This window comes from Nocardia sp. NPDC049707, assembly GCF_040674855.1.
In the GTDB taxonomy this organism is placed as follows: domain Bacteria; phylum Actinomycetota; class Actinomycetes; order Mycobacteriales; family Mycobacteriaceae; genus Nocardia.
Genome location: NZ_JBFANN010000007.1, coordinates 91,923 through 116,819 on the forward strand (window position 1 = coordinate 91,923; position 24,897 = coordinate 116,819).

Consider the following 24,897-nt stretch of genomic DNA (forward strand, 5'->3'; position numbering starts at 1 on the left):
CTTTGGGAGCCGGTGCGATTCGCGAGTGCTGCTAAACGCGCAGCGCGTACGGTTCGATCGCGCCGCGCACCAGCGCCCGCGCGTCGATCGTGTCGGCCTGGTAGGGCAGCGTGCCCAGCCGATCGGTCATCGCCTGCACCGGGTGATCGATTCGCTCGTTCAACCCGAACAGGAATGTCCACTCGTGCTCATCACTGCCGTACTGCACCACGGTGTCGAACTGGTCGTGGAAGCGCTGCCATGAGCGCTTCAACGTCTCGTTGCGCCACATTGTCGCGCATCCGGCCTGTGCGCTGAGTACGCCGCCGGGTGCGAGCAGTGCCTGACATCGCGACAGGAACTCCGACTCGTAGAGCCGGTTGTGCTGCGCGTCCTCGACCCGCTCGTCGGGCAGATCGATGACGATCACGTCGTAGCGGGTACCCGCCTCGGACGCGTTGGCCAGGAAGTCCCAGCCGTCGGCGTAGTGCACCTTGACCGGTCCTTCGCCCTTCACCGCGGCGGCCAGCTCGTCGCTGGTGTAGCCGTAGGGCAGGTGCTCGGCGCACAACTCGACCTCGCGCTGGTCGATATCGACGTGATCCACCAGCGTCGCTCCCGCGGCGACCGACATCTGGCTGGCCACACCCTCACCCGAGCCGATGATCAGGACCTTGTCCAGCTTCGCGGCCAGCGCGAAGGCGGGGACCATCATCGCCTCGTGATAGGTCAGCTGGGAGAACTCCGTGGACTGGCGATCGTCGTCGGAGAACAGGCTGATGCCCTGTTCGGTGCGCGCGATCACCATGTGCTGGTACGGAGTACGGGTGTCGACGATGACCTCGTGCAGATCCCAGATCCGGGTCAGGCCATTGCCCACCGGCTCCTCGATCCGCGTCGAGCCGTGCCCGCGCTGGATGATCTGTACGCGAGCATCTTTGGGAGACAACTTATCGCGCAGTAGTTCGACGGCCTTCGACGCGCCGGCGCCGATACTTCCGCAGGTGAAGACGTCGACAAAGATGTCGCCGGACTCCGGATAAGTGTGAATCGAGGCGTGGGACTCCGACAACAGCGCGAGGACGGTCACCCCCTGCGGATCGAACTTCTTGTGTACGACATCGCAGATGGTGACGCCCGCCGCGATCAGAGACTCACGCAACGCCGATTCGAGTTGTTCGAGATCGTCGCAGAGATCTGCATCGACACCACCGAACTCGGCCAGCACATGCCAGCCGGTGAATTCCGCCGTCATGGGCAAACTCACTCTCGCTCAGCGCCCGAGACATGAACGGTCAAGGGCGGAAAACCATTGAAGGACACCGACGAATAGCTCGCGGTGTAGGCGCCGGTATCGAGGATCTGGATGCGATCACCGGCTTGCAACGAGGTCGGAAGAAGGACCTTCGTGCGTTGATACAGTACATCGTCGCCATCACAGGTCGGTCCGGCCACCACCGCTTCGTCCACGGGATCTCCGTCACGTTCGGTGACGAAGCGGTATGCGATGTACTCGTTCTCGGTCTCGGCCATTCCGTTGTAGCGGCCGATGTCGAGATACACCCAGCGCCGTCCGTCCGGCGCACTGCGCACGCCGATGACCTCGGCGTGAATGGTGCCCGCCGAACCTACGAGCGCGCGGCCGGGCTCGACGACGAGTCCGGCGGTCTCGGGCAGGAATTCGGCGGTGGCGGCCGCGATGACGGCGCCGATATCGTCGAGCGCGGGTGCTGCATCGACGTACGAAATGGGCAGACCGCCACCGATATTCACCGTGCGTACCTGAATATCTTTGTCCGCCAACGCTGCCACGATGCGTCCCGCCTGCTCGATACCGATGTGCCAGGCCTGTGGATCGGTCTGCTGGGAGCCGACGTGGAAATACGGACCACCGACGATCAGTCCGAGATCGCGGGCGCGCACCAGCAGGCGCAGCGCCTCGGTCGGGGAGCAGCCGAATTTGGTGCCGAAGGGCGTCGTCGACTGCGGCGCCGAGGACAGGAATCGGCACTCGACCTCCGAGCCCGGCGCGTGTTCGACGATGCGCAGCAGATCGTCCTCGGTGTCGAAGGCGTAGCGGCGCACGCCCGCGGCGTAGGCGGCCGCGATATGGGCGGCCTTCTTGATCGGGTTCCCGTAGCACATGCGAGCCGGGTCGACGCCTTCGCGCAGGCACAGCTCGATCTCACCGACGCTGGCGACATCGAACTCCGCGCCGTGGTGGTCGAGCAGACGGATGATTTCCGGCACCGGACTCGCCTTGACCGCGAAGCGAATTCGGGCTCCGGATACCGCGGCCTGGAGTGCGCGATAGTTCTCGCGCACCCGCTCGGGGTGGATGACCAGATAGGGCGATTCGGGCAGGTTTGAGCTGGTCAATCTAAGGGAACTCTCCGTCGTTTGGGGGTCGGCCGTTGTTCAGGTACCGCGCGAGAGAGTATCAGCGCGATGCCCCCGGTAACCAACTCGTTGACGATACCCTGGTCAAGATCACCCCGCGACTACCGTGACCTCGTCGAATACGACCTCGCCCGCGGCATCGGACTCGGCGAGATCGACCACTGCCGCCAGCGCCCAACCGTGGTCTCCGGCGGGATCGTCGAGCACTTGACGCACCCGCCAGAAACCGGGGCGTTGTTCCACCTGGAACAGTTGTGGACCGCGGGCGTCCGGGCCGGTGCCGATGCTCGCGTACTCGTCGAAGTAGGGGGTCAGCTCGGCCGCCCAGTCCGGCCCGGTGCCCAGCTCGGCCAGGGTCTCCCAGCGGCGCAGCGCGGCGAGTTCGACGCGACGGAACATGGCATTGCGGACCATCACCTTGAACGCGCGCTCGTTGGCCGAGATCGGACGCACCGATTCCGCACCGAAGGCGACCTGATCGGCATCGGTCTCCGCGCCCGGATTGGTGAGCTGCTCCCATTCGTCGAGTAGGCTCGAATCCACTTGGCGCACAAGCTCGCCCAGCCATTCGGTCATATCGTCGAGATCCTCGGTGCGCGCGGCGTCCGGTACGGTGCGCCGCAGCGCGCGGTAGGCGTCGGCGAGATAGCGCAGCACCACCCCCTCGGAGCGGGCGAGTTCGTAATGCGAGATCAGCTCGGCGAAGGTCATCGAACGTTCGATCATGTCGCGAACAACCGATTTGGGGGACGGGGCGAATTCCGACATCCAGGGGTGGCCGGCGCGGTAGGTCTCGAAGGCGGGTTCGATCAGCTCGGCCAGTGGTTTGGGCCAGGTGACCTCTTCCAGCAGCTCCATGCGTTCGTCGTATTCGATGCCGTCGGCCTTCATCTCGTTGATCGCCTGGCCGCGGGCCTTGTGCTGCTGGGCCATCAGCAGTTGGCGCGGATCCTCGAGTGTCGATTCGATGAGCGAGATGACGTCGAGGGTGTAGCCGGAGGCGTCCTTGTCGAGCAGCTCGAGGGCGGCGAGGGCGAAGGGGGACAGGGGCTGGTCGAGGGCGAAATCGCGCTGCAGGTCGACGGTGAGTCTGGCGCGGCGGCCCTGTGCGTCGGGTTCCGGAAGTTGTTGCACCACACCGGCATCGCGCAGGGCACGGTAGAGGCGGATGGCGCGCAGGATGTGGCGGCGTTGCGCGGGGCGGGGCTCGTGGTTGTCCTCGAGCAGGTGACGCATGGCATCGAAGCAATTGCCCGGCCGGGCGATCACGTTGAGCAGCATGGAGTTCGTCACGTTGAAGCGCGACACCATCGGTTCGGGGCTGGCGGTGACGAGCCGGTCGAAGGTCTCCTCGCTCCAGGAGACGAACCCCTCCGGCGGTTTGCGGCGCACCACCTTGCGCTGCTTCTTCGGATCGTCGCCCGCCTTGGCCAGCAGCCGGGTGTTCTCCACCTCGTGGTCGGGAGCCTGCACGACGACGGTGCCCATGGTGTCGTAGCCCGCCCGGCCCGCGCGGCCCGCGATCTGATGGAATTCGCGGGCCTTGAGCCTGCGGGTGCGCACACCGTCGAATTTGGTGAGGCCGGTGAGCAGCACCGTGCGGATCGGCACGTTGATGCCGACGCCGAGGGTGTCGGTGCCGCACACCACCTTCAGCAGACCGTCCTGGGCCAGGCGCTCCACCAGGCGGCGGTATTTGGGCAGCATTCCCGCGTGATGTACGCCGATACCGTGGCGGATCAGCCGGGACAGGGTCTTGCCGAAGCCGGAGGAGAAGCGGAAATCGCCCAGTGCCGTTGCGATGGCGTCCTTTTCGGCGCGGGTGGCGAAGTTGACGCTGGTCAGTGCCTGGGCACGTTCCAACGCGGCCGCCTGGGTGAAATGCACGACGTACACCGGTGACTGGTTGGTCGTGACGAGATCTTCGAGGGTTTCGGTGATCGGGGTGCGCGCGTAGGAAAAGCTCAGCGGGACAGGACGTTCGGTGCCCGCGACGATGGCGGTCGGATTACCCGTGCGGCGCTCGAGATCGGTGGCGAAGAAGTCCACCTCGCCGAGAGTGGCCGACATCAGCAGGAATTGGGCGCGTGGAAGTTCGAGCAGCGGCACCTGCCAGGCCCAGCCGCGGTCCGGATCGGCGTAGAAGTGGAATTCATCCATCACGACCTGGCCGACTTCGGCGGCCGCGCCCTCGCGCAGCGCCATATTCGCCAGGATCTCGGCGGTGGCGCAGATGATCGGCGCCTGCGGATTCACCGCCGCGTCACCGGTCACCATGCCGACCCGATCCGCGCCGAAGACATCGCACAGGGCGAAGAACTTCTCGCTGACCAGGGCTTTGATGGGTGCGGTGTAGTAGGTGCGCAGACCACGAGTCAGCGCGAACAGATGCGCGCCGACCGCGACCAGCGATTTACCGGACCCTGTGGGGGTGGCCAGGATGACATTGGATCCGGACGCCAATTCCAGTAGCGCCTCGTCCTGCGCCGGATACAGCGGGGTGCCCTGCTCGGCCGCCCACGCCCCGAAAGATTCGTATAGCGCGTCGGCGTCGGTTCCCGGTATCTCGAGCAGTTCGGTCAGATCCACTCCGACTACCCTACGTGCAGCCGTTCACGGCTCCATCAGGGTGATCGGTTCAGTTGGGCGCTGCGTCCCCGTCGCCGTCGTAGCCGCCCTGTTCGGCCAGGAAGCGCTCGAATTCGGCGCCCAACTCGTCGCCGCTCGGCAGTTCACCGTCGCCGACCAGCAAACTCGACTGGCGTTCCTGGGCGGTGACGAAGCTGTCGTACTGGCGTTCGAGCGCGTGTACCACCGTCTCGACCTCGGAATTGCCCGCGATGTGCTCGTTGACCTGTTCGCGCACCCGCGCGGCGGCCTCACCGAGCGCGGCCAGCGGGAATTCCAGGCCCGCGTTGTTGGCGACGTGCTCGAGCAGGGTCTGCGCGGCCTCCGGGTAGGCGGTCTGCGCGAGGTAGTGCGGCACATGTACGGAGAAGCCGACCGATTCGTGGCCGTGCTGGGCCATCCGGTACTCCAGCAGCGAGGACGCGCTGCCTGGCACCTGTAGTTCGCCGGGCCAGCGCTGGTGGTCAGCGATGAGGTCGCGGTCGGAGGAGTGCGCGGTAATGCCGAGCGGGCGGGTATGCGGGATCGCCATCGGGATGGCACTCAGTCCGATACTGCGTCGCACACCGAGCTGTTCGGCGAGCAGACGCACCGCGGTGCTGAACTTCTCCCAGCGCAGATCCGGTTCCAGGCCGGACAGCAGCAGGAACGGGGTGCCCGAGGTGTCGCGCAGCGCCCAGAGATTCAGCTCGGGTTCGGCGTAATCAGAGAAGTGGTCGGACTTGAACGTCATCAGCGGACGACGCGAGCGGTAGTCCAGCAACTCGTCGACATCGAACGAGGCGACCAGTTCGCTCTCGAGACTCTCGCGCAGGTGCGTCGTGGCCAGCCGCACCGCATGCCCGGCATCGGTGAAGCCCTCCAGTCCGTGTACCAGGACCGGACCCAAGCCATCGTCGTTCGACAGCTGCGGAGCTGGGAACTCCAACTCGTACATTCGCGACTCGTGGTCCATCGCGTCTCCTTCCTGCGCGGTTCACCGATGCGAGCTTCCAGGTTCACAGGCCTTTGGGGCAATTCGCGGCGGTCAACCACTGTCCATTGTCCCCCATGGCCACGACACACGTTGCCACGGGCGACACCGACCCATAAGACAGGGCAACATCGGTGATGCCCCGCCCATTCCCGGCCCGGTCACCGCTGGCGATCACGCGCAGGTCACTCGAAGAATCGGCGTGGCTTCGCGGGCGGGCACGGGGACTTTGGCACAGTGGAGCGGTGACTGTGCCGGATTCGTCGCGCTGGGGGCAACGCGGATTCGGGGTATCGGGTTGGGTGCCCCTCACCGCGGGTGCTGTGCTGCTCGCGGGCTGCGCGTCGACGGTGACCGGACATCCGGTCGCCTCCGGACCGAATACGGTGACCCAGCATGTGACGGCACAGCTTTCGACGCTGCTGCCCGATGCCACGCAGTTTCCGGTCGGATACGAGGCCGTGGTGCTGTCATCAGAAGCCGCCGCGCAGGCGGCGGGCGATCTGACCGGGGTCGGGCGCGGTGCGACAGTGCAGCCCGATGGATGTGTTCCGCCCGCTCAGCAATTCGGTCCGAATCAGACGGCCGTCACGGTGGGCACCGACAACCGGACACGCGCCACCATGACCGTGGAGTTGACCAGGACCGGGCAGCCGCTGTCGACCTTGCGGGAGCAGGTGAAGCGGTGTCAGCAGGTGCACGTGACCCGAGCGGGTGCGACGACGACGGTGACCACCGAACTGCAAACGGCGCCACCGATCGATGCCGACGACACCCTCGCGCTGCGCCGCACGGTGGCGCCGCAGGTGAGCGCGGCCGGGTTGACGCAGTCGATGCAGACGCTGACCGGACAGGTCGCCGATGTGCGAATCACGGTGACGTACATGACATTCGGCGATAGGACGCCGGATACGGCAGCGTTGGACGAGCTGTTCACGACGGCGGTGGGAAAGGTCAAGAAGGGGTGAACGCCGCGGTGTCCGCCGATCGCCGGCTGGAGCTTGCGGCCGGACGGTAGCAGGTGGCACCGACATCGTCGCCGCAGTTTTCGTATTCGGTGCCCGCTTCGTGCACAGCCCAAATGTTATCCACAGGGCAAATCGATCCCAAGGTCAGCGTCCCGGGCGCAGCGGTGGATGCGCGCACCCTCGATGCATGACGACTTCCACGAACCCCGCTCCCGCCCTCGGCGATCCAGGTGATGGCGCATCACCCCGCACTGGATTTTGCACGAGCCCCGCCGTTCAGCTCCGCAAATCCGTCCGCGCGGCACCTGTCAGCGGCTCGGGCCGATGCGATGTGGAACACCCGCATGACGGCGCGGAAACAGGCGGCGCGGTGCGAATCGAAGGCGATGGCGTTGCGACGCACGCGTATCGAACGTGGCCCGCCGACAAGGTCGCCGCCCGAATCGGTGCGCTGTCCTTCTTCGACCCTGATATCGACGACGAATCGTCGGAGTGCACACGGGGGTTCGCGATAGCGCCGCGCCCGGGGATCTGTGCGGAACCGCCGCCGGAATTCGGGGATCGGATTCCGGGGGATGCGCTGCATGTCGACGATCCTGGAGAATTGATAGTGGCGGTGCCCGCGATGGTCGGCTTCGTGCCGGAGCGATCGCTGGTGGTGGCTGTGCTGCGGGGCACGACCGACGCAGAGCAGAGTCCGATCATCGATGCGGTGGTGCGGTTCGATTTGGATCAGGAGGGTGGAGGTCGCCGCGGGCTCGCGGCGGCATATGCGGAGTGTGTTTCGCACATCTGTGCCGCCGAGGGAGCCACCGAGGTACTCGCGGTAATCGTCGACGACCGGGCGCGCGAACCGCGGCGTACCCGCCGAAACGGTGCCGCGAGTATGGGACCGTGGGGCACGCTCATAGCGGCGTTCGCGCGGCGGCTGGCGCGGGCCGAGGTGTACCTCGAAGGTGCCTGGGCGGTGCGCGCGATCGAGGCGGAGCAGCGGTGGTGGAGTCTGCTCGATGCGAATCATCGTGGGACGCTGCCGGATCCGGCGACATCGATGGTGACCGTGGCGCATGTGCTCGACGGGCGGCCGATCCGTGGCACCCGTTCGGAGCTGACCGATCTGGTCGCACCGGATGCGGAACTGGCGCAACAGGTCGCGGTGTATCTCGACAGCGCCCTCGCACTCGCGCACGAGCGGTACGCGGCGGCGGTCCGGCGCGGTGATCCCGACGGATATCACCGGCGGGCACTCGAACATGTGGTGTGGCAGATCGCCAATATCGACTCCGATGTGGCCCTCACCGCCAAGGAATACGCGGAACTGGCCGCAGCACTGCGTGATCGGACGGTGCGTGACGCACTGTTCGGGCTGGCCGTCGGAGACCACGCCGCCCCCGCGGAAACGCTGTGGGTGGCGCTGACCCATGCACTGTCGGGCAGCGACCGTGCCGATGCCGCAACACTGCTCGGCTACAGCGCCTACATCCGCGGCGACGGGCCGTTCGCCGGCATCGCACTACAAGCGGCCTTGGCAGCCGATCCCGCCCATTCCATGGCGAGTCTGCTCGAGATCTCCCTGCACACGGGGATGCGCCCGGATACGCTACGCCGGCTTGCCTACTGCGGGCTCGGCATTGCCGCGGACCTCGGCATCGACCTGGGGCCGGCCGTCCGGTGACCTTGCTCGCGTTCTCGGGCGGTCAGCGGTGAGCCAGCGAGTCACATGGTGGTGGTGGCAAGGGCAGCACCACCATGTGACTGCGCTTGATGCGGGACCTGCCTATTTGGCGCTGTGTGCCAGCGGACCGAGGTCGCGGAGGAATTCCCAAGCGTCGGCGACGATTTCGTCGAGGTTGTTGTGCTTGGGCTGCCAGCCGAGGTCGGTGATGGCACGATCGCTGGACGCGATCAGGGTGGCCGGGTCGCCGGCGCGGCGCGGCGCGTCCTCGGCCGCGATGGGCAGGCCTGTGACGCGCTCACAGGCGGAAATCACTTCGCGGACCGAGAAACCGGTGCCGCTGCCGAGATTGAGGATGCGATGTGTGCCGGATTCCGCGGAGTCGAGGGCCAGCAGATGGGCGTCGGCGAGGTCGCGGATGTGGATGTAATCACGGACCGCGGTGCCGTCGGGTGTTGGCCAGTCGGTGCCGAAGACCGAAATCGCCTTGCGATGACCAAGGGCGACCTGGAGTACGAGGGGGATGAGATGGGTTTCCACCACCCGGTTTTCGCCGAGGCCGCCGTAGGCGCCCGCGACATTGAAATACCGCAGGCTGGTCGCGGCCAAGCCGTGGGCAATCGAGTAGGAGGTGATGGCGTGGTCGATGGCCAGCTTGGAGGCGCCGTAAGGGTTGGTCGGCCGGGTCGGCGCGTCCTCGGTGATCGGCACCTGTTCGGGTTCGCCGTACACAGCCGCGGTCGAGGAGAACACCAGCCGCGGTGTTTCGGTGCGGCGCATCGCCTCCAGCAATTCGAGCGTCTTCACCACATTGCCGTGCCAGTACTTCTCCGGCTGCTGCACCGACTCGCCGACCAGCGACTGCGCCGCGAAATGCAGCACACCATCGAAGGATTCGGCCTCGAGCAGTGTCGGCGCCGCGACCGCGATATCACCCTCGACGAACCGCGCCTCGGTCGGCACGCCCTCGGCGTTGCCGGTCGACAGATCGTCGACCACGACGACCTCGTGCCCCGATTCGAGCAGAACCTGCGCGCAGACACCACCGACGTAGCCCGCGCCACCCGTGACCAGAAGTTTCACGCCTCAGACCAGCTTCACCTGGACGGCATGGGCCATTTCATCCGAGAGCCCGAAACCTTCGTGGCCGGGCACGGTGATGACCACCGAACCGGGCTTGGTCTCGACCGTTACTCGGGCGTCGGGCACCACGCCCGCCTCCCGCAACTGGCCGATGACCTCGGGATCGGTCTGGATGTGCTCGGCGAGGCGACGTACCACGACCGCGTGCACCTGGCCGTGCGGCAGATCCGACAGCCGCACAAGGGTCTCGTCGGCGGCATTCGGCGGGGCGATGCCGAGCTCGTCCAAGCCCGGAATCGGGTTGCCGTAGGGAGAGGTGGTCGGGTGATTGAGTACCTCGACCAGCCGCCGCTCGACATCCTCGCTCATGACGTGTTCCCAGCGGCACGCCTCGGCGTGCACGTTCTGCCAGTCGAGCCCGATGATGTCCACGAGCAGCCGCTCGGCGAGGCGATGCTTGCGCATTACCGCGACCGCCATGCTGCGGCCCTTCTCGGTCAGTTCGAGATGGCGGTCACCGGCGACCAGCAGCAGACCATCGCGTTCCATCCGCGCGACGGTCTGGCTGACCGTCGGTCCGCTCTGCTCGAGGCGTTCGGCGATGCGCGCACGCAGGGGCACCACGCCCTCTTCCTCGAGGTCGTAGATGGTACGGAGGTACATCTCCGTGGTGTCGACCAGATCCTTCACCTGTTACCCCTTCGTCGGCACGAATTCTACCCACGCACGTCGACACCCCCGCGTCCCGCTTGGTTTCGCGCTACACCCGTGACCGCGCTGTGGGAATTCTGTCGGCGCACGGCCCGTCACCGTGGTTCGCTGTTGCTTGTATTTCTACTGCATACGAACGCCCAACGGGCCAGTTACCTTCCCGCGTAGCGTTGCGAGCATGGACACTGCACCGCACGGCGAACAGTCCGCGCCGCTCGACAAAGGTGATCGCGAGACGCGATCCGGGACCGTTGTCTGGACCGACCGCTTTCTCGACTACGCATGGACGCCGGAGCACCCGATGAATCCGGTGCGCCTGAAGTTCACCATGGCCCTGGCGGAAAGTCTCGGAATACTCGACGGCGTCGAGCGATTGGTGCCCGAGCAGGCCGAAGTATCCGATTTGCTGCGTGTCCACACTGCCGACTACATCGAGGCCGTCGCACATGCCACACCGCCCGCGGGTGCGCCGCTCGCGCCGCCGTACGGCCTCGGCTCGCCGGATAATCCGGTGTTCCCGCGGATGCATCAGGCGGCCTCGGTGATCGTCGGCGGCACATTGGCCGCCGCGCGCGAGATCGCCCATGGTCGGACCAGGCGCGCGGTGAGCATCGGCGGCGGCATGCATCACGCGATGCCGGATTCTGCGGCCGGATTCTGCGTCTACAACGATGCGGCCGTGGCCATCTCCTGGCTGCTGGACAACGGATTCGATCGGATCGCCTACATCGATATCGACGTGCATCACGGCGACGGTGTGCAGCGCGCCTTCTACGGTGACCCGCGGGTGCTGACGATCTCGATTCATCAGCACCCGGCCACCCTGTGGCCCAATACCGGCTGGCCGGAGGAGATCGGTCACGGCGCCGCCGAGGGCACCGCGATCAATCTGGCGGTCCTGCCCGGCACCCGAGATCCCCAGTGGCTGCGCGGCTTTCATGCGATCGTGCCCGGCGCGCTGGCCGCCTTCCGGCCGCAGATCGTGGTCAGCCAATGCGGTGTCGACACCCATCGTGAGGACCCACTGGCCGATATGGAACTGACCGTCGACGGTCAACGCGCCGCCTTCATCGCCATGCGCGATCTGGCCGACGAATACGCCGAGGGCCGTTGGCTCGCTGTCGGTGGCGGTGGTTACGGCCTGGTGCGCGTGGTGCCACGCGCCTGGACGCATCTACTGGCGACCGCACTGGATCGCACCATCGCACCGGAAACCGCGGTGCCGCACGACTGGATCGATATGATCCGTTCCGCGGCACCGACCGTCGACCCGCCGCGCACCATGGGTGACGGCGGTGACACCTCCTACCATCCGTGGGATGGTCCCGGCGGCACCGGGGAGACGGGGGACGCGCGCACCGACCGTGCGCAACGCGCTGTCGATACGGCCGTATTGGCTACCCGCCGAGCCACCTTCGGGCTGTTCGGCCTGGATCCGGAGGACCCCCGTGACTGAGAACCCGCCCGTCCCGGACTCCCCGAGCACGCCCGTGGTGCCGCCACCGCCGCCGCAACACTGGTTCGCCGATGTCCTCGCCTCCGACGGCGGCGTGGTGCGACTGTGCCCGATCACGCCCGGCGATGCCGAGCGGCTGCAGGAGTTCCACACCGCACTGTCGGATCGCTCCCGGTATCTGCGCTACTTCGGTCCGTACCCGCGTATTTCGCCCAAGGATCTGTACCGCTCCACCCACGTCGACCATCACGATCGGGTCGGTTTGCTGCTCGTACTCGGTGAGGCGATCATCGCGGTCGGCCGCTACGAACTGCTGACCGACCGCACCGGACCGCGCGCCGCCGAGGTCGCATTCGTGGTGGCCGACGAACATCAGGGACGTGGACTCGGGTCGATTCTCCTCGAACATCTCGCGGGTGCGGCCGCCGAGAACAAGATCGAGACATTCGTCGCGGAGGTGCTCGCCGAGAACACCGTGATGGTCACCGTATTCCGCGACGCGGGCTATCAGGTGGAGCGGGCCAGGGACGGGTCGGTGCTGCATCTGGAATTCGCCATCGATCCGACCGAAGCGCTGCTCTCGGTGCGGGATTCGCGTGAGCGCGCCTCGGAGGCGCGCAGCGTCGGCAATCTGCTCGCCCCGCGTTCGGTCGCGGTGATCGGCGCCACCGTGGGCCCGGCCCGGGTCGGCGGAGTGATCTTGGCCAACCTGCTGTCCGGGGTCTTCCAGGGGCCGGTGTTCCCGGTCAATCCGAACCGGCGATCGGTGCGCGGGGTGCGGGCCTACCCGACCGTGCGCGATATTCCCGATGAGGTGGATCTCGCGGTGGTCGCCGTGCCGCCGGAGGCAATCGGCTCGGTTCTCGACGACTGTATGGCCAAGGGCGTCAAAGGATTGGTCGTGCTGACCGCGGGCTTCGGGGAGACCGGCGCGGGCGGTGTCGTAGCCGAACACGAGTTGGTCGCCGCGGCTCGCGGACACGGGATGCGAGTGGTCGGACCAAGTGCGCTCGGTATCGCCAATACCGATGCCGCGGTTTCCCTGAATGCCACGCTCGCCTCGGTGCTGCCCGGGCGCGGACGCATCGGATTCTTCTGCCAGTCCGGGCCCTTGGGTGCGGCCATCCTCGGCGAGGCCGCCGCGCGCAACCTCGGTTTGTCGACCTTCGTCTCGGCGGGCAATCGCGCGGATGTGTCCGGCAATGACCTGCTGCAATACTGGGACACCGATTCCGCCACCGATGTGATCCTCCTGTATTTGGAGAGCTTCGGTAACCCGCGCAAATTCTCCCGTATCGCGCGTAGGGTCGCGCGGAGTAAACCGATCGTCGCAGTGAGCAGTGGGCGATTGGCCGCGCGGGCTCAGCCGGCCGGCGATATGGACCGATCCATCGTGCGGGACCTGTTCACGCAGTCGGGAATCGTTCAGGTCGACTCGATTTCGGAGCTGTTCGACTGTGCGGCGCTGCTGGGCTATCAGCCACTGCCCGCGGGTCCGCGGGTCGCCGTGATAGGCAATAGCGCGGCATTGAACTGGCTGGCCGTCGATGCCGCGCGCGGGGAGGGGCTCGAGGTTCGGCGGCCCGCCACGGTGCCGAACGACGGCGTTCGGCGCCCACGCCCGACCGAGCGTGTGGTGGACGAGGATTCGATCGGCGATCCGGTGAGCCTGGGGCCGGACGCGACCCCGGGTGCGTATCTGGACGCGGTGGTCGCCGCGTTGCGGTCGGATGAGATCGACGCGGTAATCGTGGTTTTCGCGCCACCGGTGCCACTGCCGATGGCCGGCTTCGCCGAATCCATTCGCGAGGCCGCGGCGGCCGTGCCCGATGCGGGTAAACCCATTCTCACCACTTTTGTTGCCGAGCAAGGGATTCCGAACCTATTGGCGGTGCGCGGTCCGAGCGGTACGGCGGCGCGTGGCTCTATACCGTCCTATCCGGATCCGGAGCGCGCCGCACGGGCGCTGGCCAGGGCACACCGGTACGCACAGTGGCGCACGAAACCGGTGTCGACGGTGATCCGTCCGGCGGGTATCGATGCGGACCGGGCCAAGCGGCTCGTCGCCGGATGGATGCGCGACTCCGATGGGCGTTGGCTCACCGATCTGGAAGCCGTGGATCTGTTGGAGTGCTACGGAATTCACGTTGTCGAATTCCGCGAGGTGCGCAGCGCCGACGAAGCGGCAGCGGCGGCCGAGGAACTCGGCTATCCAGTGGCGGCCAAGGCGACCGGCGAAATGTGGCGGCGCCGACCGGATCTCAGCGGCGTCCGACTGGACCTGTGGCGCCCGGAGGCCGTTCGCCAGGCCTATTCGCATCTGGTGGAACTCTGCGGTGACCCCGCCGTGCACATTCAGAAGATGGCCACCCCTGGTGTCGGCTGTGTGCTGCGGGTGCAGGACGATCCGTCCTTCGGTTCGGTCATCGAATTCGGTCTCTCCGGCATGATCATCGAACTCCTCGGCGACCGTGCCTACCGCGCGCTCCCACTCACCGCAGACGAAGCAACCGCCCTCATCGACGCCCCGCGCGCCGCCCCGCTCCTCTCCGGCACCCGCGCCAGCCCGCGCGTCGACAAACCCGCCCTGGTCGAACTCGCCCAACGCGTCTCGGCCCTCTTCGACGACCTCCCCGAAATGCGCGAACTATCCTTTGATCCCATACTCGCCTCCGCCAATGCCGCCGCAATCCTCTACGCCCGAGCCCGCTTCGGCCCCCAACCCAGCCGCTTCGACACCGGCCCCCGCCGTCTCGGCTGAGCCCCGTAACCCCCGCCTCCGCGTGTCGCCCGGTCAACGCAGCAATCTGCAGCACACATGCGTGTCGGAGTCCCGCGTCGCCTGATGCACATCGCTGCCGGGTAGCGGATGGACTGGCTGTTGCGGCGACCGGTGCATTCGGACTCTCGGCGCTCGTCGACCGGGTAGCGGAGCCAGGGCGTGCTGCGCTGGTCGGTCAGCACGGCGGCGATTGGCTGCACTGGTGGGCGTTGTGGGTCTCGCATTGGCTGATGCGAATCGCTGCCGAAGTAGAGCGTGGACCGATTCGCTCGGCAGTGCGTGGTGTACGTGGACCACAGCTGCGTACGTGGACCACAGCTGCGTCGGGAGCAGGGGCAATGTCGCGATAGGTCAGCGCTGGGGTGGGGCGGTGGAGGCGTGTGTGACGGGGGAGAGGAGGACCGAGGGGCGCGGTCGGGTTCGGCGATGGATTCGAGGAGCATGCGGGCGGCTTCGCGGCCGATGTCGTAATGCGGGATCCGGTCCTGCTCGGTGCCGAGATCGCCGTTCTGGCGGAGAAGGGCGGAGTATCCCGCGTGGCCTTCATGGACTTCCTCAACGACAGGTCATGGGGTCAGTCTTCTCCCGCTACAAGATCCCGGCCTTCGTCAACCTCGATTACACACCGACTTTCACCCCGATCCTGCTGCGCGAGGATTTCGACCTCGGCCTCGGCGCGGCCCGCCGAACTCGACGTGCCGATGTCGCTCGCCGGCGACCACCGCACAACTCGTCCAGGCCAGCATCGGTAGCGGTCGAGTGTAGGAGGATTTCGCGATCCTGCTCGCCCTGCGGGCGGAGAACTCCGCACTCGAACTGAAACCGGAGAACGTCACGGTCGACAACGGACTCAGGGATTGAGGAGGTTCGCCGACCGGCTCGCGCGAAACCCGGAGGGGGCGGGACGCGCGGTCACCGGTCGGCGTTTCGAGGTGACCCGGACCGGGTCGCCAAGCCGGACACCGGACCCACCTCGGAGTAGTCCGGCGTCATGGGCACGTGCCGGGATCACCGGCACGAGTTGCGGGGATCAGCTGGCGTAGGCGCGCAGGCGGTCGGCCCGTTCACCCTTGCGCAGCTTCGACATGACCTCACGCTCTATCTGACGAACACGCTCGCGGGAGAGCCCGAAGAGCTTGCCGATCTGATCGAGGGTGCGCGGCTGGCCGTCGTCCAAGCCGAAGCGCAGGCGGATAACCTGCTGCTCCCGCTCGTCCAGGGTGGCGAGCACACTGCGCACATCGTGATGCAACAGTCCGGCGATGACCGCGGACTCGGCCGAGGTGGCCTCGGAGTCCTCGATGAAATCGCCCAGCGGGGCTTCTTCGTCATTGCCGACCGGCATGTCCAGGCTTACCGGGTCGCGGCTGTGGTCCAGCAGATCGGAGATCTTGTCGACCGGAATACCGGACTCATTGGCCAGTTCGGCGTCGGTGGCCTCGCGACCGAGTTGCTGATGCAGTTCCCGCTTGATCCTGGCCAGCTTGTTGACCTGCTCGACCAGATGCACGGGGAGGCGGATGGTGCGGCTCTGATCGGCCATACCGCGGGTGATGGCCTGCCGAATCCACCAGGTGGCATAGGTGGAGAACTTGAAGCCCTTGGCGTAGTCGAACTTCTCCATTGCCCTGATCAGGCCGAGGTTGCCTTCCTGGATCAGGTCCAGCAGCGGCATACCGCGGCCGGTGTAGCGCTTGGCGAGGGAGACCACGAGCCGGAGGTTGGCTTCGAGCAGATGCGAGCGTGCGGCCTGACCTTCGCGAACGACGATGACCAGATCGTGCTTGCGGGTGGCCGACAGTCGCTTGCCGGTCTCCAGCAGATGCTGCGCATAGAGGCCCGCCTCGATGCGCCTGGCCAGCTCGACCTCGTCAGCTGCCGTGAGCAATGCGGTACGGCCGATCCCGTTCAGGTACACACGTACCAGGTCGGCTGCAGGGCTCTGGGCGTCGAGGTCCGAATCGCTGGTGCGCACACGAGTCGTGGCGGGGCTTGTCATGACTTGCCTCCTGTCGGTGGTGTCTCACTCCGAACAACGGACCCGACAGGTAGAAAGTTCCCCGCTACTGCTCCGATAAACCGCTCTGAACTGCAGTTTCCGTCACTCGCGTCTGAGAAGTTCCTGAGAACCCCCCCACTGTCGGAACAGCCCCTGCGCACGGCGTCCGGCGGGTTGCGAGCGCTTGCCACCGCGTTACACGGGCCGCACCAAACCGTGGCGAACCAATCCGGTCACCACGGACAATGCGTCGGCCGCGAACTCCTCGGTGACCTCGCCCGATCCGGCGGCGAGTGCGAGCAGTTCCAGCAGCTCTTGTAACGGCAAGCCGTCGGCCCGCATTCCCGCGACGAGGGCGATGGTGGATTCATCAACTTCATGCTGCCAGCGCGGGCCGTCGCCGCGGTGCAGCCGCGCGACCTGCTGCTCCCAACCGAGCTCGCTGTGCAGGTAGACCCGTTCCAGTGCCGTCGCGGGATCGACTACGAAACGTGTTGACCAGGCGAGACTTTCGTCGGCGGTGACGTGGCGCAACCAGGCCGAGCGCGCGAAATACTCGGTGGCCTCGGCGCCGAGCGGATCGTCGAAGCCGTGCGTCAGGTCCTCGGCGAGCAGTTCGGTCGGGCCGTCGATGGCACGCAGATAGACGAAGCCGAAACCGATCCCGTCGACATCCGCGGCGGTGAAGGCGTCGAGCCACTGTTCGGCGCGGGCCTGTGCGGCCGGATCGCGCGGATCCAATCCAGCGTCACGTAGCCAGGTTCCGACGTACAGGGCTGGATCGGCGATATCGCGTTGGACCACCCAGGCATCGACACCGTGTGCGGGCAGCCAGGACGAGACGCGTTGGCGCCAGTCCTCGCCGTCCACGTGCACCCATGCGGCCAGCATCGCGGCGGTGCCGCCGGGTGCGAGCAGGGCGGGGGCCTGCGATATCACCAATTCGCTTGCGCCGTCGAGGGCCAGGCCGGAGTCGCGGTAGGTGTGTTCGATGCGGGCGGGCCCGACGACGAACGGCGGATTGGCGACCACCTGGTCGAAGCGGCGACCGGCCACCGGCTCGAACCATGAACCGGCCAGGAGTTCGATATCGAGTCCGTTGAGTGCGGCTGTCGCCTCGGCCAGCCACAGGGCGCGCGGGTTGACGTCTGTCGCGGTCACCCGGTCCGCGTAGGCGGCGGCGTGGACGGCCTGGACGCCACAGCCGGTGCCGAGGTCGAGAGCCGATCCGACGCGGCGGGTAGGGGTGGCGCGCAGCAGCGAGAGGGAGGCGTGGCCGACGCCGAGCACATGATCTTCGGTCAGGGTGCGCCGGAACATGGAATCGTCGAGGTCGGACAGGATCCAGCGGGTGCCTTCGCCTGCGTCGAGCGGGCGCAGGTCGAGGGCCGCGCGCACATCGTCACCGTCGCGGGCGAGCAGCCCCGCCGCCACCGCGCGGTCGATATCCACCGGTGCCAGTGCGGTCGCGACCTCGCGTTCGGGCAGTGCGTCACCGAGCAGCAACAGGCGGATCAAGCTGCCGAGCGCGCCCGCCTGGCGAGCGGCCCGCCGGACCGGTACCGGTTCGGAGCGGCCCAGTGCGGCGTGCGCGTCGGTGCCGAGCACGTCCAGCAGCGTGTCGGCGTCATAGCCGACGCGGGTCAGCGCGGACCGCAGATTGGGGCATAGCGCGGTGAGCAGCGATCCGGTGGTCGTCTGGTTGGTAGGCACACCGGTACTCTGCCACCGCGACACGCCAGCAACCGAACGTGGTCGTCGTGTCACACCGACAGTGCTCGCGCGGTCCTCAGACGCCGTTCGGATCGCGGCCGGTGATGCAGTAGGGCGCATCGGCCGGATCGGACATGACGATCCAGTGCTCATGGTGCTCGACCAGAGTCGCGCCGAGGGACTGGTGCCAGGCGGCGGTGGCGTCGATATCGGCCGAGGCGAGGTCGATGTGGGCGCTGGCGGGGCGGTCCGCACCGAGGCGCTGTAGCAGCAGCTGTACGGGCATCGGCTCTTTCGCGCGCAGCCGGGCGAATTCGGGCAGGCGACCCTGTGTCAGATCCCAGCTGGTGAGGGTGGTCCAGAAGCGGGTTTCGGCGGCGTGGTCGGTCGGGCCGATATCGAGGCAGACCTGGTCTAGTCGGGTGAGGATGCCGTCCGGAGCGCGCACGGCCGGGGCGGGAGTGCCCTTCGCCCGGCCGCAGGGGGTGAAGCAGAAGATCTGACCACCCGGTGAGCGCAGCACGGCGTAGCTCTTGTGGTTGGCGACCAGCTCGGCGTCCAGGTCGAGTGCGATACGGACCGCGGTGGTGACGTCGTCGACGTCGATATCGAGGTGGACCCGACCGAGTCCGGTCACCGCCTGCATCTTGACGCCCGCATCGGCGAAGAGTGCGGGATCCGGTAGGAGCGTGAGGAATTCGTCGTTCTCACCGCGTCGCGGCGAGAGTTGGGTGTCGGTGATCGTCGACCAGAATGTCGCGCATTCGTCGAAACGTTGCGTCGGGCGGTCGAGGAAGGCCCAGACCCACCGAATCATGCTTTCTCCTGTTTCCTGCGGAAGTTCCCGCGCCGCCATCGGTGTGCGGTTGTGCATCTTCTGGCGATTCGGCGGCGCCCGCGCCCGGGTGGCGCGAATGTGTCACACATCACTGACGCTGAGGGAGTTCCCGTCTTTTACCCCCACCACACAGTAGGTGTCGACCCGCGATGGTGTCGAGCCGGTTTCGGATCGGCGGTAACTGGCACGATCTTGGCGGTTTATGGCATTTCGGCCACTCGTTCGATGGGCGAGATTCCGGCACGCTCAGCGGGTGACTGAACTGCAGACGCCTCCGGTACCTGTCGATTCCGTGCCGAGGCGGCTGCATCCCGCCTGGATCGTCGCCGGCGTGGGTTTCATCGCGCTATTGGGCGCGGCGGCGTTCCGGTCGGTACCGAGTGTGCTATTGGATCCGCTGCACGAGGAGTTCGGCTGGTCGCATGGCACCATCGGGGCCGCGGTCTCGCTGAATCTGCTGTTGTATGGGCTGATTTCGCCGTTCGCGGCGGCGCTGATGGACCGATTCGGTATCCGCCGAGTAGTGGCATCCGCACTGGTGCTCGTCGCGACGGGTAGCGGGCTCACCGTATTCATGACCCAGCCTTGGCATTTGGTAGCGACGTGGGGGCTCTTGGTCGGGGTCGGCGTCGGATCGATGTCCATGCCGTTCGTGGCGACGATCACCGGTCGCTGGTTCGTGCGTCAGCGCGGACTGGTGACCGGCGTGCTCACCGCGGCGGGCGCGACCGGACAGCTGATCTTCCTGCCGCTGGTGTCCGCGGTGGCACACGCGCACGGTTGGCGGGTGCCCTCGCTGATCGTCGCGGGTGTCGCGCTGGCGGTGGTGCCGCTGGTCCTGCTGTTCATCCGCGACTTCCCCAGTGACGCGGGCGTTTCCGCGTACGGTGCCGAACCGGGCAGCACAGTTGGGCTGCGCGTGCGGGCGAGCGGCGGTGCGACCCGGGCGCTGACAGTCCTGGCCACGATCGCGCGCAGTCCCGGATTCTGGCTGCTCGCAGGCGGATTCGCGATCTGCGGCGCGTCGACGAACGGCTTGGTCGGCACTCATTTCGTCAGCGCCGCACACGACCACGGCATGCCGCCGACCACCGCCGCCGGCCTGCTGGCACTGGTCGGCGTCTTCGACGTGGCGGGCACCATCTTCTCCGGCTGGCTCACCGACCGGGTCGACCCCCGCTACCTGCTGGTTGGCTACTACACCCTGCGCGGGCTGTCGCTACTGATCCTGCCGTCGCTGTTCGCGCCGGACACGCAGCCGAGCATGTGGGTGTTCATCATCTTCTACGGCCTGGATTGGATCGCCACCGTCCCGCCGACGGTCACGCTCTGCCGCGAGCTCTTCGGCGCGGACGGCCCAGTCGCCTTCGGTTGGGTCTTCGCGTCGCACCAGATCGGCTCCGCCATAGCTGCCACCGGGGCCGGCATCATCCGCGATGTCCAAGGCTCCTACAACCTCGCTTGGTGCATCGCCGGAGCCCTCTGCGCCGCAGCAGCCTTGATGTCCTCCGGCATCCGCCGCCACCACTGAAGCCAGCGCCGAGAATGCGCTGGTGGTGTTCCCACGTCCCGGATCAGCTGCTGTCGAACCCGGACAACCTGTTCCATACACCCCTGAACCCAAGTCGACGTGTTGCATGGTGATCATTTGTGCAGCGTCAATGGGGCGTGTCGGCACCGGCGTGGTTGGGCTTCGGCACCGTTTCGTTGCTGGACCTGGACCTGGACCTGGACCTGGACCTGGACCCGGACCTGGACGCAGGGACCGCGTCAGGAGTCGATGGCGCGGTGCGGGCGCGATTCGATCGCGGTGCGCGGGCAGTCCCAGCGGCTGGGTTCGTCCTTGCTGCGCGGCGGGCGGTCGTTGGCGATGAGGACGGCGATCCAGGGCAGTGGAATCGAGGCGGCGATGATCAGGATCGAGAGCAGGGCGTTGCTGAATACGCTGTAGGCGACCGCGGCGAGGATCAGGCAGGGAATGCGGAACGCCATGATGGTGGTGTAGCGGCGGACCCTGGCGCGGTGCTGATCCTCCAGCGACGGCGCGGCCTCGGTGATCAGCACCGGGTGCTTCTTGTCATTGCCGGGGAAGTAGCCGGTGGACTTGCGGGGCGGCGTCGGCATCGTCACGTCCGGGCGATCATCGCTGCCGATGTCGTCGGCGTCGGGGTTATCGCCGTACTGCTGCATATCCTGAGTCTCCCACTGTCGAGGGCGCACCGCACATGGCCTGGTCAGCGGACGAACATCGACCGTCATCAGTCGAGCTCGCACGGATGCGGCATCATGGATTGCGTGAGTACCGACACCCTGGTTCGCCCGGATACGACCACCGACGAGACAACGGGCGACGACATCCCGAAGTTCTTCCACTACGTGAAGAAAGACAGGATCGCCGAAAGTGCCGTCATGGGCACCCACGTGGTCGCCCTCTGCGGTGAGGTCTTCCCGGTGACGCGGTCGCCGAAGCCCGGTTCGCCGGTCTGCCCGGAGTGCAAGAAGGTCTACGACAGCTTGCGCAAGGGCTGAGACCGCGCCCGCGATGACGCACCGCGGGGTGCGCTGAGCTGAGTTCGGGCGGCATCGTCGGCGGTGCCGTCTGTCCGCTCGGTCGGCCCCTGAGCCTCCGATGGATCCGGGGGCTGCACTGTGCCCGGATCATCTCGGTCGGTGTCGGGGTCGTCTCCGCCCAACTGTTTGGACAGCCATGCCTTCACCTGGTCGATACGGGTGCCGCGGGCGGGCCAGAATTCCTGCACCGTGGCATTGAATTCCGCGCCGAGGATGACCGCGAAGCCCAGGAAGTACGTGAACAGCAGGAATGCGATCGGCGTCGCGAGCGCGCCATAGCTGACGCCGGTCTTGGTGACCCAGGCGAGATAGCGGCGCAGCGCCTCGCTGGCGGCCATGAAGAACACGCCCGCGACGAGCGCCCCGCCGAACAGGCGATGCCACGGCAGCGATTTGTGCAGCGCCAGCTTGTACAGCGTGGTCAGCCCGATGATCAACAGCAGGCCGACGCCCGGGTAATAGAACGCATCGATCAATTGCAGCCCGGGTTCCCGCCACGAATCCGGCAGCACCCGTCCGATCAAGGTCGGCCCCACTGCGATCACCGGCAATAGGAACACTGCGACGACCAGGAACAGCACATACAGCAGCAGAGCGAAGATGCGCTGCCACACCGGATGCCGGGCATCCTGCTGACCGTGCGCCTCGACGATCGAATCCACGAACGTCGACATCGCCGAGGATCCGGCCCACAGCGACATGACGAAACCCACCGAGACGAAGGCCGCGCGTCCGCGACCGAGCACATCTTTGACGGTTGGTTCGATCAGATCGCTCACCACACTGGGGCTGAACAGGTCGCGGCTGAACGCGATGATCTTCTGCTCGACGATCTCCACGGTGTCGGGTCCGAACCATTCCCCCACGTAACCGAGGCTGCCGAGCACCCCGAGCAGCAGCGGTGCCAGCGACATCGTCTGCCAGAACGCCGCGGCCGCGGATTTGGTGAAAATCGAATCGTTCCATGACCTCACCATCACCCGCATGACAAGTTTGCCGCCCTGTTGCATGGCATGCGCGACCCGCGTCGCGGCGTTGCGTGCATAGGTCGCCGCAGTGGATTCCGCGCCGCCTCCGCCGCTGCGGATCGGCTGGTCGCCGGTCCCCGGGGTGTTGCGCGGTGGGGCACTTTCTTCGGGCATGATGCCTAACAGCATTGCGCATCCGAGCATTTTGTTCCGGTTTGCCATCGCATCGTGTCGATAAGGAGCAGATGAACACGGCGTGGCGCATGGTTCGGCATGTGATGCCCGTCGCCCATGCCGCGTCGGTTTGGCGACACGCCATGGGGGGCAGCTAGGGTCGTCTTCGTGACTGGGTCGGGTGGCACCGCTGTGGCGGGAGAAGCGGGAACACCGGGCGATTCGCAAACATCGAGCGCCGTGGGGTCCACAGGTGGTTCGCTACGTGCCTGGCAGCGCCGAGCCCTGATGAAGTACTTGTCCACCAAGCCGAGGGACTTCCTCGCGGTGGCTACGCCAGGCGCGGGTAAGACGACCTTCGCGCTGCGGGTCGCGGCCGAGTTGCTGGCCGACCGCACCGTCGACCAGGTCACCGTGGTTGCCCCGACCGAACACCTCAAACATCAGTGGGCCCAATCCGCGGCCCGCGTGGGCATTCAGCTGGATTCGCGCTTCTCCAACGCGACCGGTGCGACCTCCGGCGACTATCACGGCGTCGTGGTCACCTACGCACAGATCGCCTCACATCCCGCCCGGCACCGCGTCCGCACCGAAAGACGCAGAACACTGGTGATTCTCGACGAGATCCACCATGCGGGCGATGCGAAGACCTGGGGTGAGGCGACCGCCGAGGCATTCGGTGACGCCACCCGGCGGCTCGCGCTGACCGGAACACCGTTCCGCAGCGACGACAGCCAGATCCCGTTCGTCACCTACGAACCCGATGAGGCCGGCTTCCCGCGCTCGCGCGCCGACCACACCTACGGCTATGCGGACGCATTGGCCGACGGCGTGGTCCGGCCCGTTGTCTTCCTCGCGTATTCCGGTGAGGCGCACTGGCGCGACAGTGCGGGGGAGGAGTATTCGGCTCGCCTCGGTGAGCCGCTGAGTGCCGAACACACCGCCCGCGCGTGGCGGACCGCACTGGATCCGGCCGGCGACTGGATGTCCAAGGTGCTGGTCGCCGCGGATACCCGGTTGCGCCAGTTGCGTGCGACCGGTATGCCCGATGCCGGTGGTCTGGTGATCGCCACCGACCAGGAGCGGGCCCGCGATTACGCCGAACTGCTGGAACACATCACGGGCGAGCGGCCCGCGGTGGTGCTGTCGGATGATCCGTCCTCCTCGGACCGGATCGCCGAATTCGGCAAGAACACCCAGCCGTGGATGGTCGCGGTGCGGATGGTGTCCGAGGGCGTCGACGTGCCGCGCCTCGCGGTCGGCGTCTACGCGACCAGCGCCTCGACACCGCTGTACTTCGCCCAGGCCATCGGCCGGTTCGTGCGCGCGCGCAAGCCCGGCGAGACCGCCAGTGTATTCCTGCCGTCGGTGCCGGTGCTGCTCGATCTGGCCGCGCAGCTCGAGCTGCAGCGCGATCACGTCATCGGCAAACCGCACCGGGAGCAGAACGGCCTCGAGGACGAGCTGCTGATCGAGGCGAACAAGCAGCAGGACGAGCCCGGCGAGGACGAGAAGCCCTTCGTCGCGCTCGCCGCCGACGCCGAACTCGACCAGGTCATCTACGACGGATCCTCCTTCGGCACAGCAACTTTCGCGGGCAGCGCCGAGGAGGCGGACTATCTCGGGATTCCGGGACTGTTGGACGCGGAGCAGATGCGGGCGCTGCTGCGGGAACGTCAGTCGAGGCAGCTGGCCGAACGCGGTGCGGCCGCGATCCCCGATCCCGGTCCGCAAGTCGCCTCGGCCGCCGAGCGGGTCGCGACCGCGGATAAGCTCGGTGAGCTGCGTCGCGAGCTGAACAGCCTGGTCGCCATGCACCACCATCGCACCGGCAAGCCGCACGGTGTGATCCATGGCGAGTTGCGCCGCGAATGCGGCGGTCCGCCAACGGCATTGGCCACCGCGGACCAACTCGGTGAGCGCATCGCCGCCCTGCGACGGAAGTAACAGCTGGGCCGGAAGTAACAGCTGGGCCGGAA

General features: G+C 66.9%; 18 protein-coding genes. 7 read left to right on the forward strand and 11 right to left on the reverse strand.

The window, feature by feature from the left end:
* Positions 1-31: 31 nt before the first annotated feature.
* The 4 genes from speD to AB0J29_RS09620 all read right to left on the reverse strand — a co-directional run bounded on the left by speD (position 32) and on the right by AB0J29_RS09620 (position 5,962).
* A complete protein-coding gene (gene speD, locus AB0J29_RS09605; protein WP_364782037.1) occupies positions 32-1,234 on the reverse strand; it encodes an adenosylmethionine decarboxylase in 1,203 nt (400 codons plus the stop codon).
* An 8-nt stretch (positions 1,235-1,242) separates the two neighbouring features.
* The gene (locus tag AB0J29_RS09610; protein ID WP_364782340.1) at positions 1,243-2,343 is read right to left on the reverse strand and encodes a type III PLP-dependent enzyme; all 1,101 of its coding nucleotides are present in this window, start codon (positions 2,341-2,343) and stop codon (positions 1,243-1,245) included.
* A 126-nt stretch (positions 2,344-2,469) separates the two neighbouring features.
* A complete protein-coding gene (locus AB0J29_RS09615; protein WP_364782040.1) occupies positions 2,470-4,968 on the reverse strand; it encodes a DUF3516 domain-containing protein in 2,499 nt (832 codons plus the stop codon).
* A 49-nt stretch (positions 4,969-5,017) separates the two neighbouring features.
* Positions 5,018-5,962: a PAC2 family protein gene (locus tag AB0J29_RS09620; RefSeq protein ID WP_364782043.1), complete on the reverse strand. Its 945-nt coding sequence runs from the start codon at positions 5,960-5,962 to the stop codon at positions 5,018-5,020.
* A gap of 263 nt (positions 5,963-6,225) precedes the next feature.
* Between AB0J29_RS09620 and AB0J29_RS09625 the strand changes: the two genes are divergently transcribed.
* Together AB0J29_RS09625 and AB0J29_RS09630 are read left to right on the forward strand one after the other, a co-directional pair.
* Positions 6,226-6,948, forward strand: coding sequence for a sensor domain-containing protein (locus tag AB0J29_RS09625; protein ID WP_364782046.1), 723 nt, complete (start codon positions 6,226-6,228; stop codon positions 6,946-6,948).
* Positions 6,949-7,318: 370 nt separating this feature from the next.
* Positions 7,319-8,623 carry a DUF4192 domain-containing protein gene (locus AB0J29_RS09630; protein WP_364782049.1) on the forward strand — a complete coding sequence of 435 codons (1,305 nt, stop codon included), beginning with the start codon at positions 7,319-7,321 and terminating at the stop codon, positions 8,621-8,623.
* Positions 8,624-8,725: 102 nt separating this feature from the next.
* Here the strand turns inward: AB0J29_RS09630 and galE are convergent, their stop codons facing one another.
* Both galE and AB0J29_RS09640 read right to left on the reverse strand, forming a co-directional pair.
* Positions 8,726-9,706 (reverse strand): UDP-glucose 4-epimerase GalE, encoded by a 981-nt coding sequence (gene galE, locus AB0J29_RS09635; RefSeq protein WP_364782052.1) that lies wholly within the window; start codon positions 9,704-9,706, stop codon positions 8,726-8,728.
* A gap of 3 nt (positions 9,707-9,709) precedes the next feature.
* Positions 9,710-10,396, reverse strand: coding sequence for an iron dependent repressor, metal binding and dimerization domain protein (locus AB0J29_RS09640; RefSeq protein ID WP_364782055.1), 687 nt, complete (start codon positions 10,394-10,396; stop codon positions 9,710-9,712).
* 199 nt (positions 10,397-10,595) lie between these two features.
* On the opposite strand from AB0J29_RS09640, the gene AB0J29_RS09645 reads away from it, so the two are divergent.
* Positions 10,596-11,873 (forward strand): acetoin utilization protein AcuC, encoded by a 1,278-nt coding sequence (locus AB0J29_RS09645; protein ID WP_364782058.1) that lies wholly within the window; start codon positions 10,596-10,598, stop codon positions 11,871-11,873.
* The gene (locus tag AB0J29_RS09650) at positions 11,866-14,634 is read left to right on the forward strand and encodes a GNAT family N-acetyltransferase (RefSeq protein ID WP_364782061.1); all 2,769 of its coding nucleotides are present in this window, start codon (positions 11,866-11,868) and stop codon (positions 14,632-14,634) included. Before AB0J29_RS09645 ends, AB0J29_RS09650 begins: the two co-directional genes overlap by 8 nt.
* 1,051 nt (positions 14,635-15,685) lie before the next feature.
* Here AB0J29_RS09650 and AB0J29_RS09655 read toward each other — a convergent pair.
* From AB0J29_RS09655 to AB0J29_RS09665, 3 genes are all read right to left on the reverse strand, one after another.
* The gene (locus tag AB0J29_RS09655) at positions 15,686-16,654 is read right to left on the reverse strand and encodes a sigma-70 family RNA polymerase sigma factor (RefSeq protein WP_364782064.1); all 969 of its coding nucleotides are present in this window, start codon (positions 16,652-16,654) and stop codon (positions 15,686-15,688) included.
* Between the two features lie 195 nt (positions 16,655-16,849).
* Entirely contained in the window at positions 16,850-18,367 is a 1,518-nt protein-coding gene (locus AB0J29_RS09660; RefSeq protein WP_364782067.1) for a methyltransferase, read from the reverse strand.
* Between the two features lie 76 nt (positions 18,368-18,443).
* Positions 18,444-19,184, reverse strand: coding sequence for a VOC family protein (locus AB0J29_RS09665; protein ID WP_364782070.1), 741 nt, complete (start codon positions 19,182-19,184; stop codon positions 18,444-18,446).
* Positions 19,185-19,458: 274 nt separating this feature from the next.
* On the opposite strand from AB0J29_RS09665, the gene AB0J29_RS09670 reads away from it, so the two are divergent.
* Positions 19,459-20,736, forward strand: coding sequence for an MFS transporter (locus AB0J29_RS09670; RefSeq protein ID WP_364782073.1), 1,278 nt, complete (start codon positions 19,459-19,461; stop codon positions 20,734-20,736).
* A gap of 239 nt (positions 20,737-20,975) precedes the next feature.
* Here the strand turns inward: AB0J29_RS09670 and AB0J29_RS09675 are convergent, their stop codons facing one another.
* Positions 20,976-21,329 (reverse strand): DUF3099 domain-containing protein, encoded by a 354-nt coding sequence (locus AB0J29_RS09675; RefSeq protein ID WP_364782343.1) that lies wholly within the window; start codon positions 21,327-21,329, stop codon positions 20,976-20,978.
* 171 nt (positions 21,330-21,500) lie between these two features.
* Between AB0J29_RS09675 and AB0J29_RS09680 the strand changes: the two genes are divergently transcribed.
* Complete coding sequence (locus tag AB0J29_RS09680; protein WP_364782076.1) at positions 21,501-21,734, forward strand: DUF3039 domain-containing protein; 234 nt, start codon at positions 21,501-21,503, stop codon at positions 21,732-21,734.
* Here AB0J29_RS09680 and AB0J29_RS09685 read toward each other — a convergent pair.
* Positions 21,710-22,786 carry a YihY/virulence factor BrkB family protein gene (locus AB0J29_RS09685; protein ID WP_364782346.1) on the reverse strand — a complete coding sequence of 359 codons (1,077 nt, stop codon included), beginning with the start codon at positions 22,784-22,786 and terminating at the stop codon, positions 21,710-21,712. The genes AB0J29_RS09680 and AB0J29_RS09685 overlap by 25 nt on opposite strands.
* A 372-nt stretch (positions 22,787-23,158) precedes the next feature.
* Here AB0J29_RS09685 and AB0J29_RS09690 point away from each other — a divergent pair, with 372 nt between their 5' ends.
* Positions 23,159-24,865, forward strand: coding sequence for a DEAD/DEAH box helicase (locus AB0J29_RS09690; protein WP_364782079.1), 1,707 nt, complete (start codon positions 23,159-23,161; stop codon positions 24,863-24,865).
* The last annotated feature ends 32 nt before the right edge of the window (positions 24,866-24,897 follow it).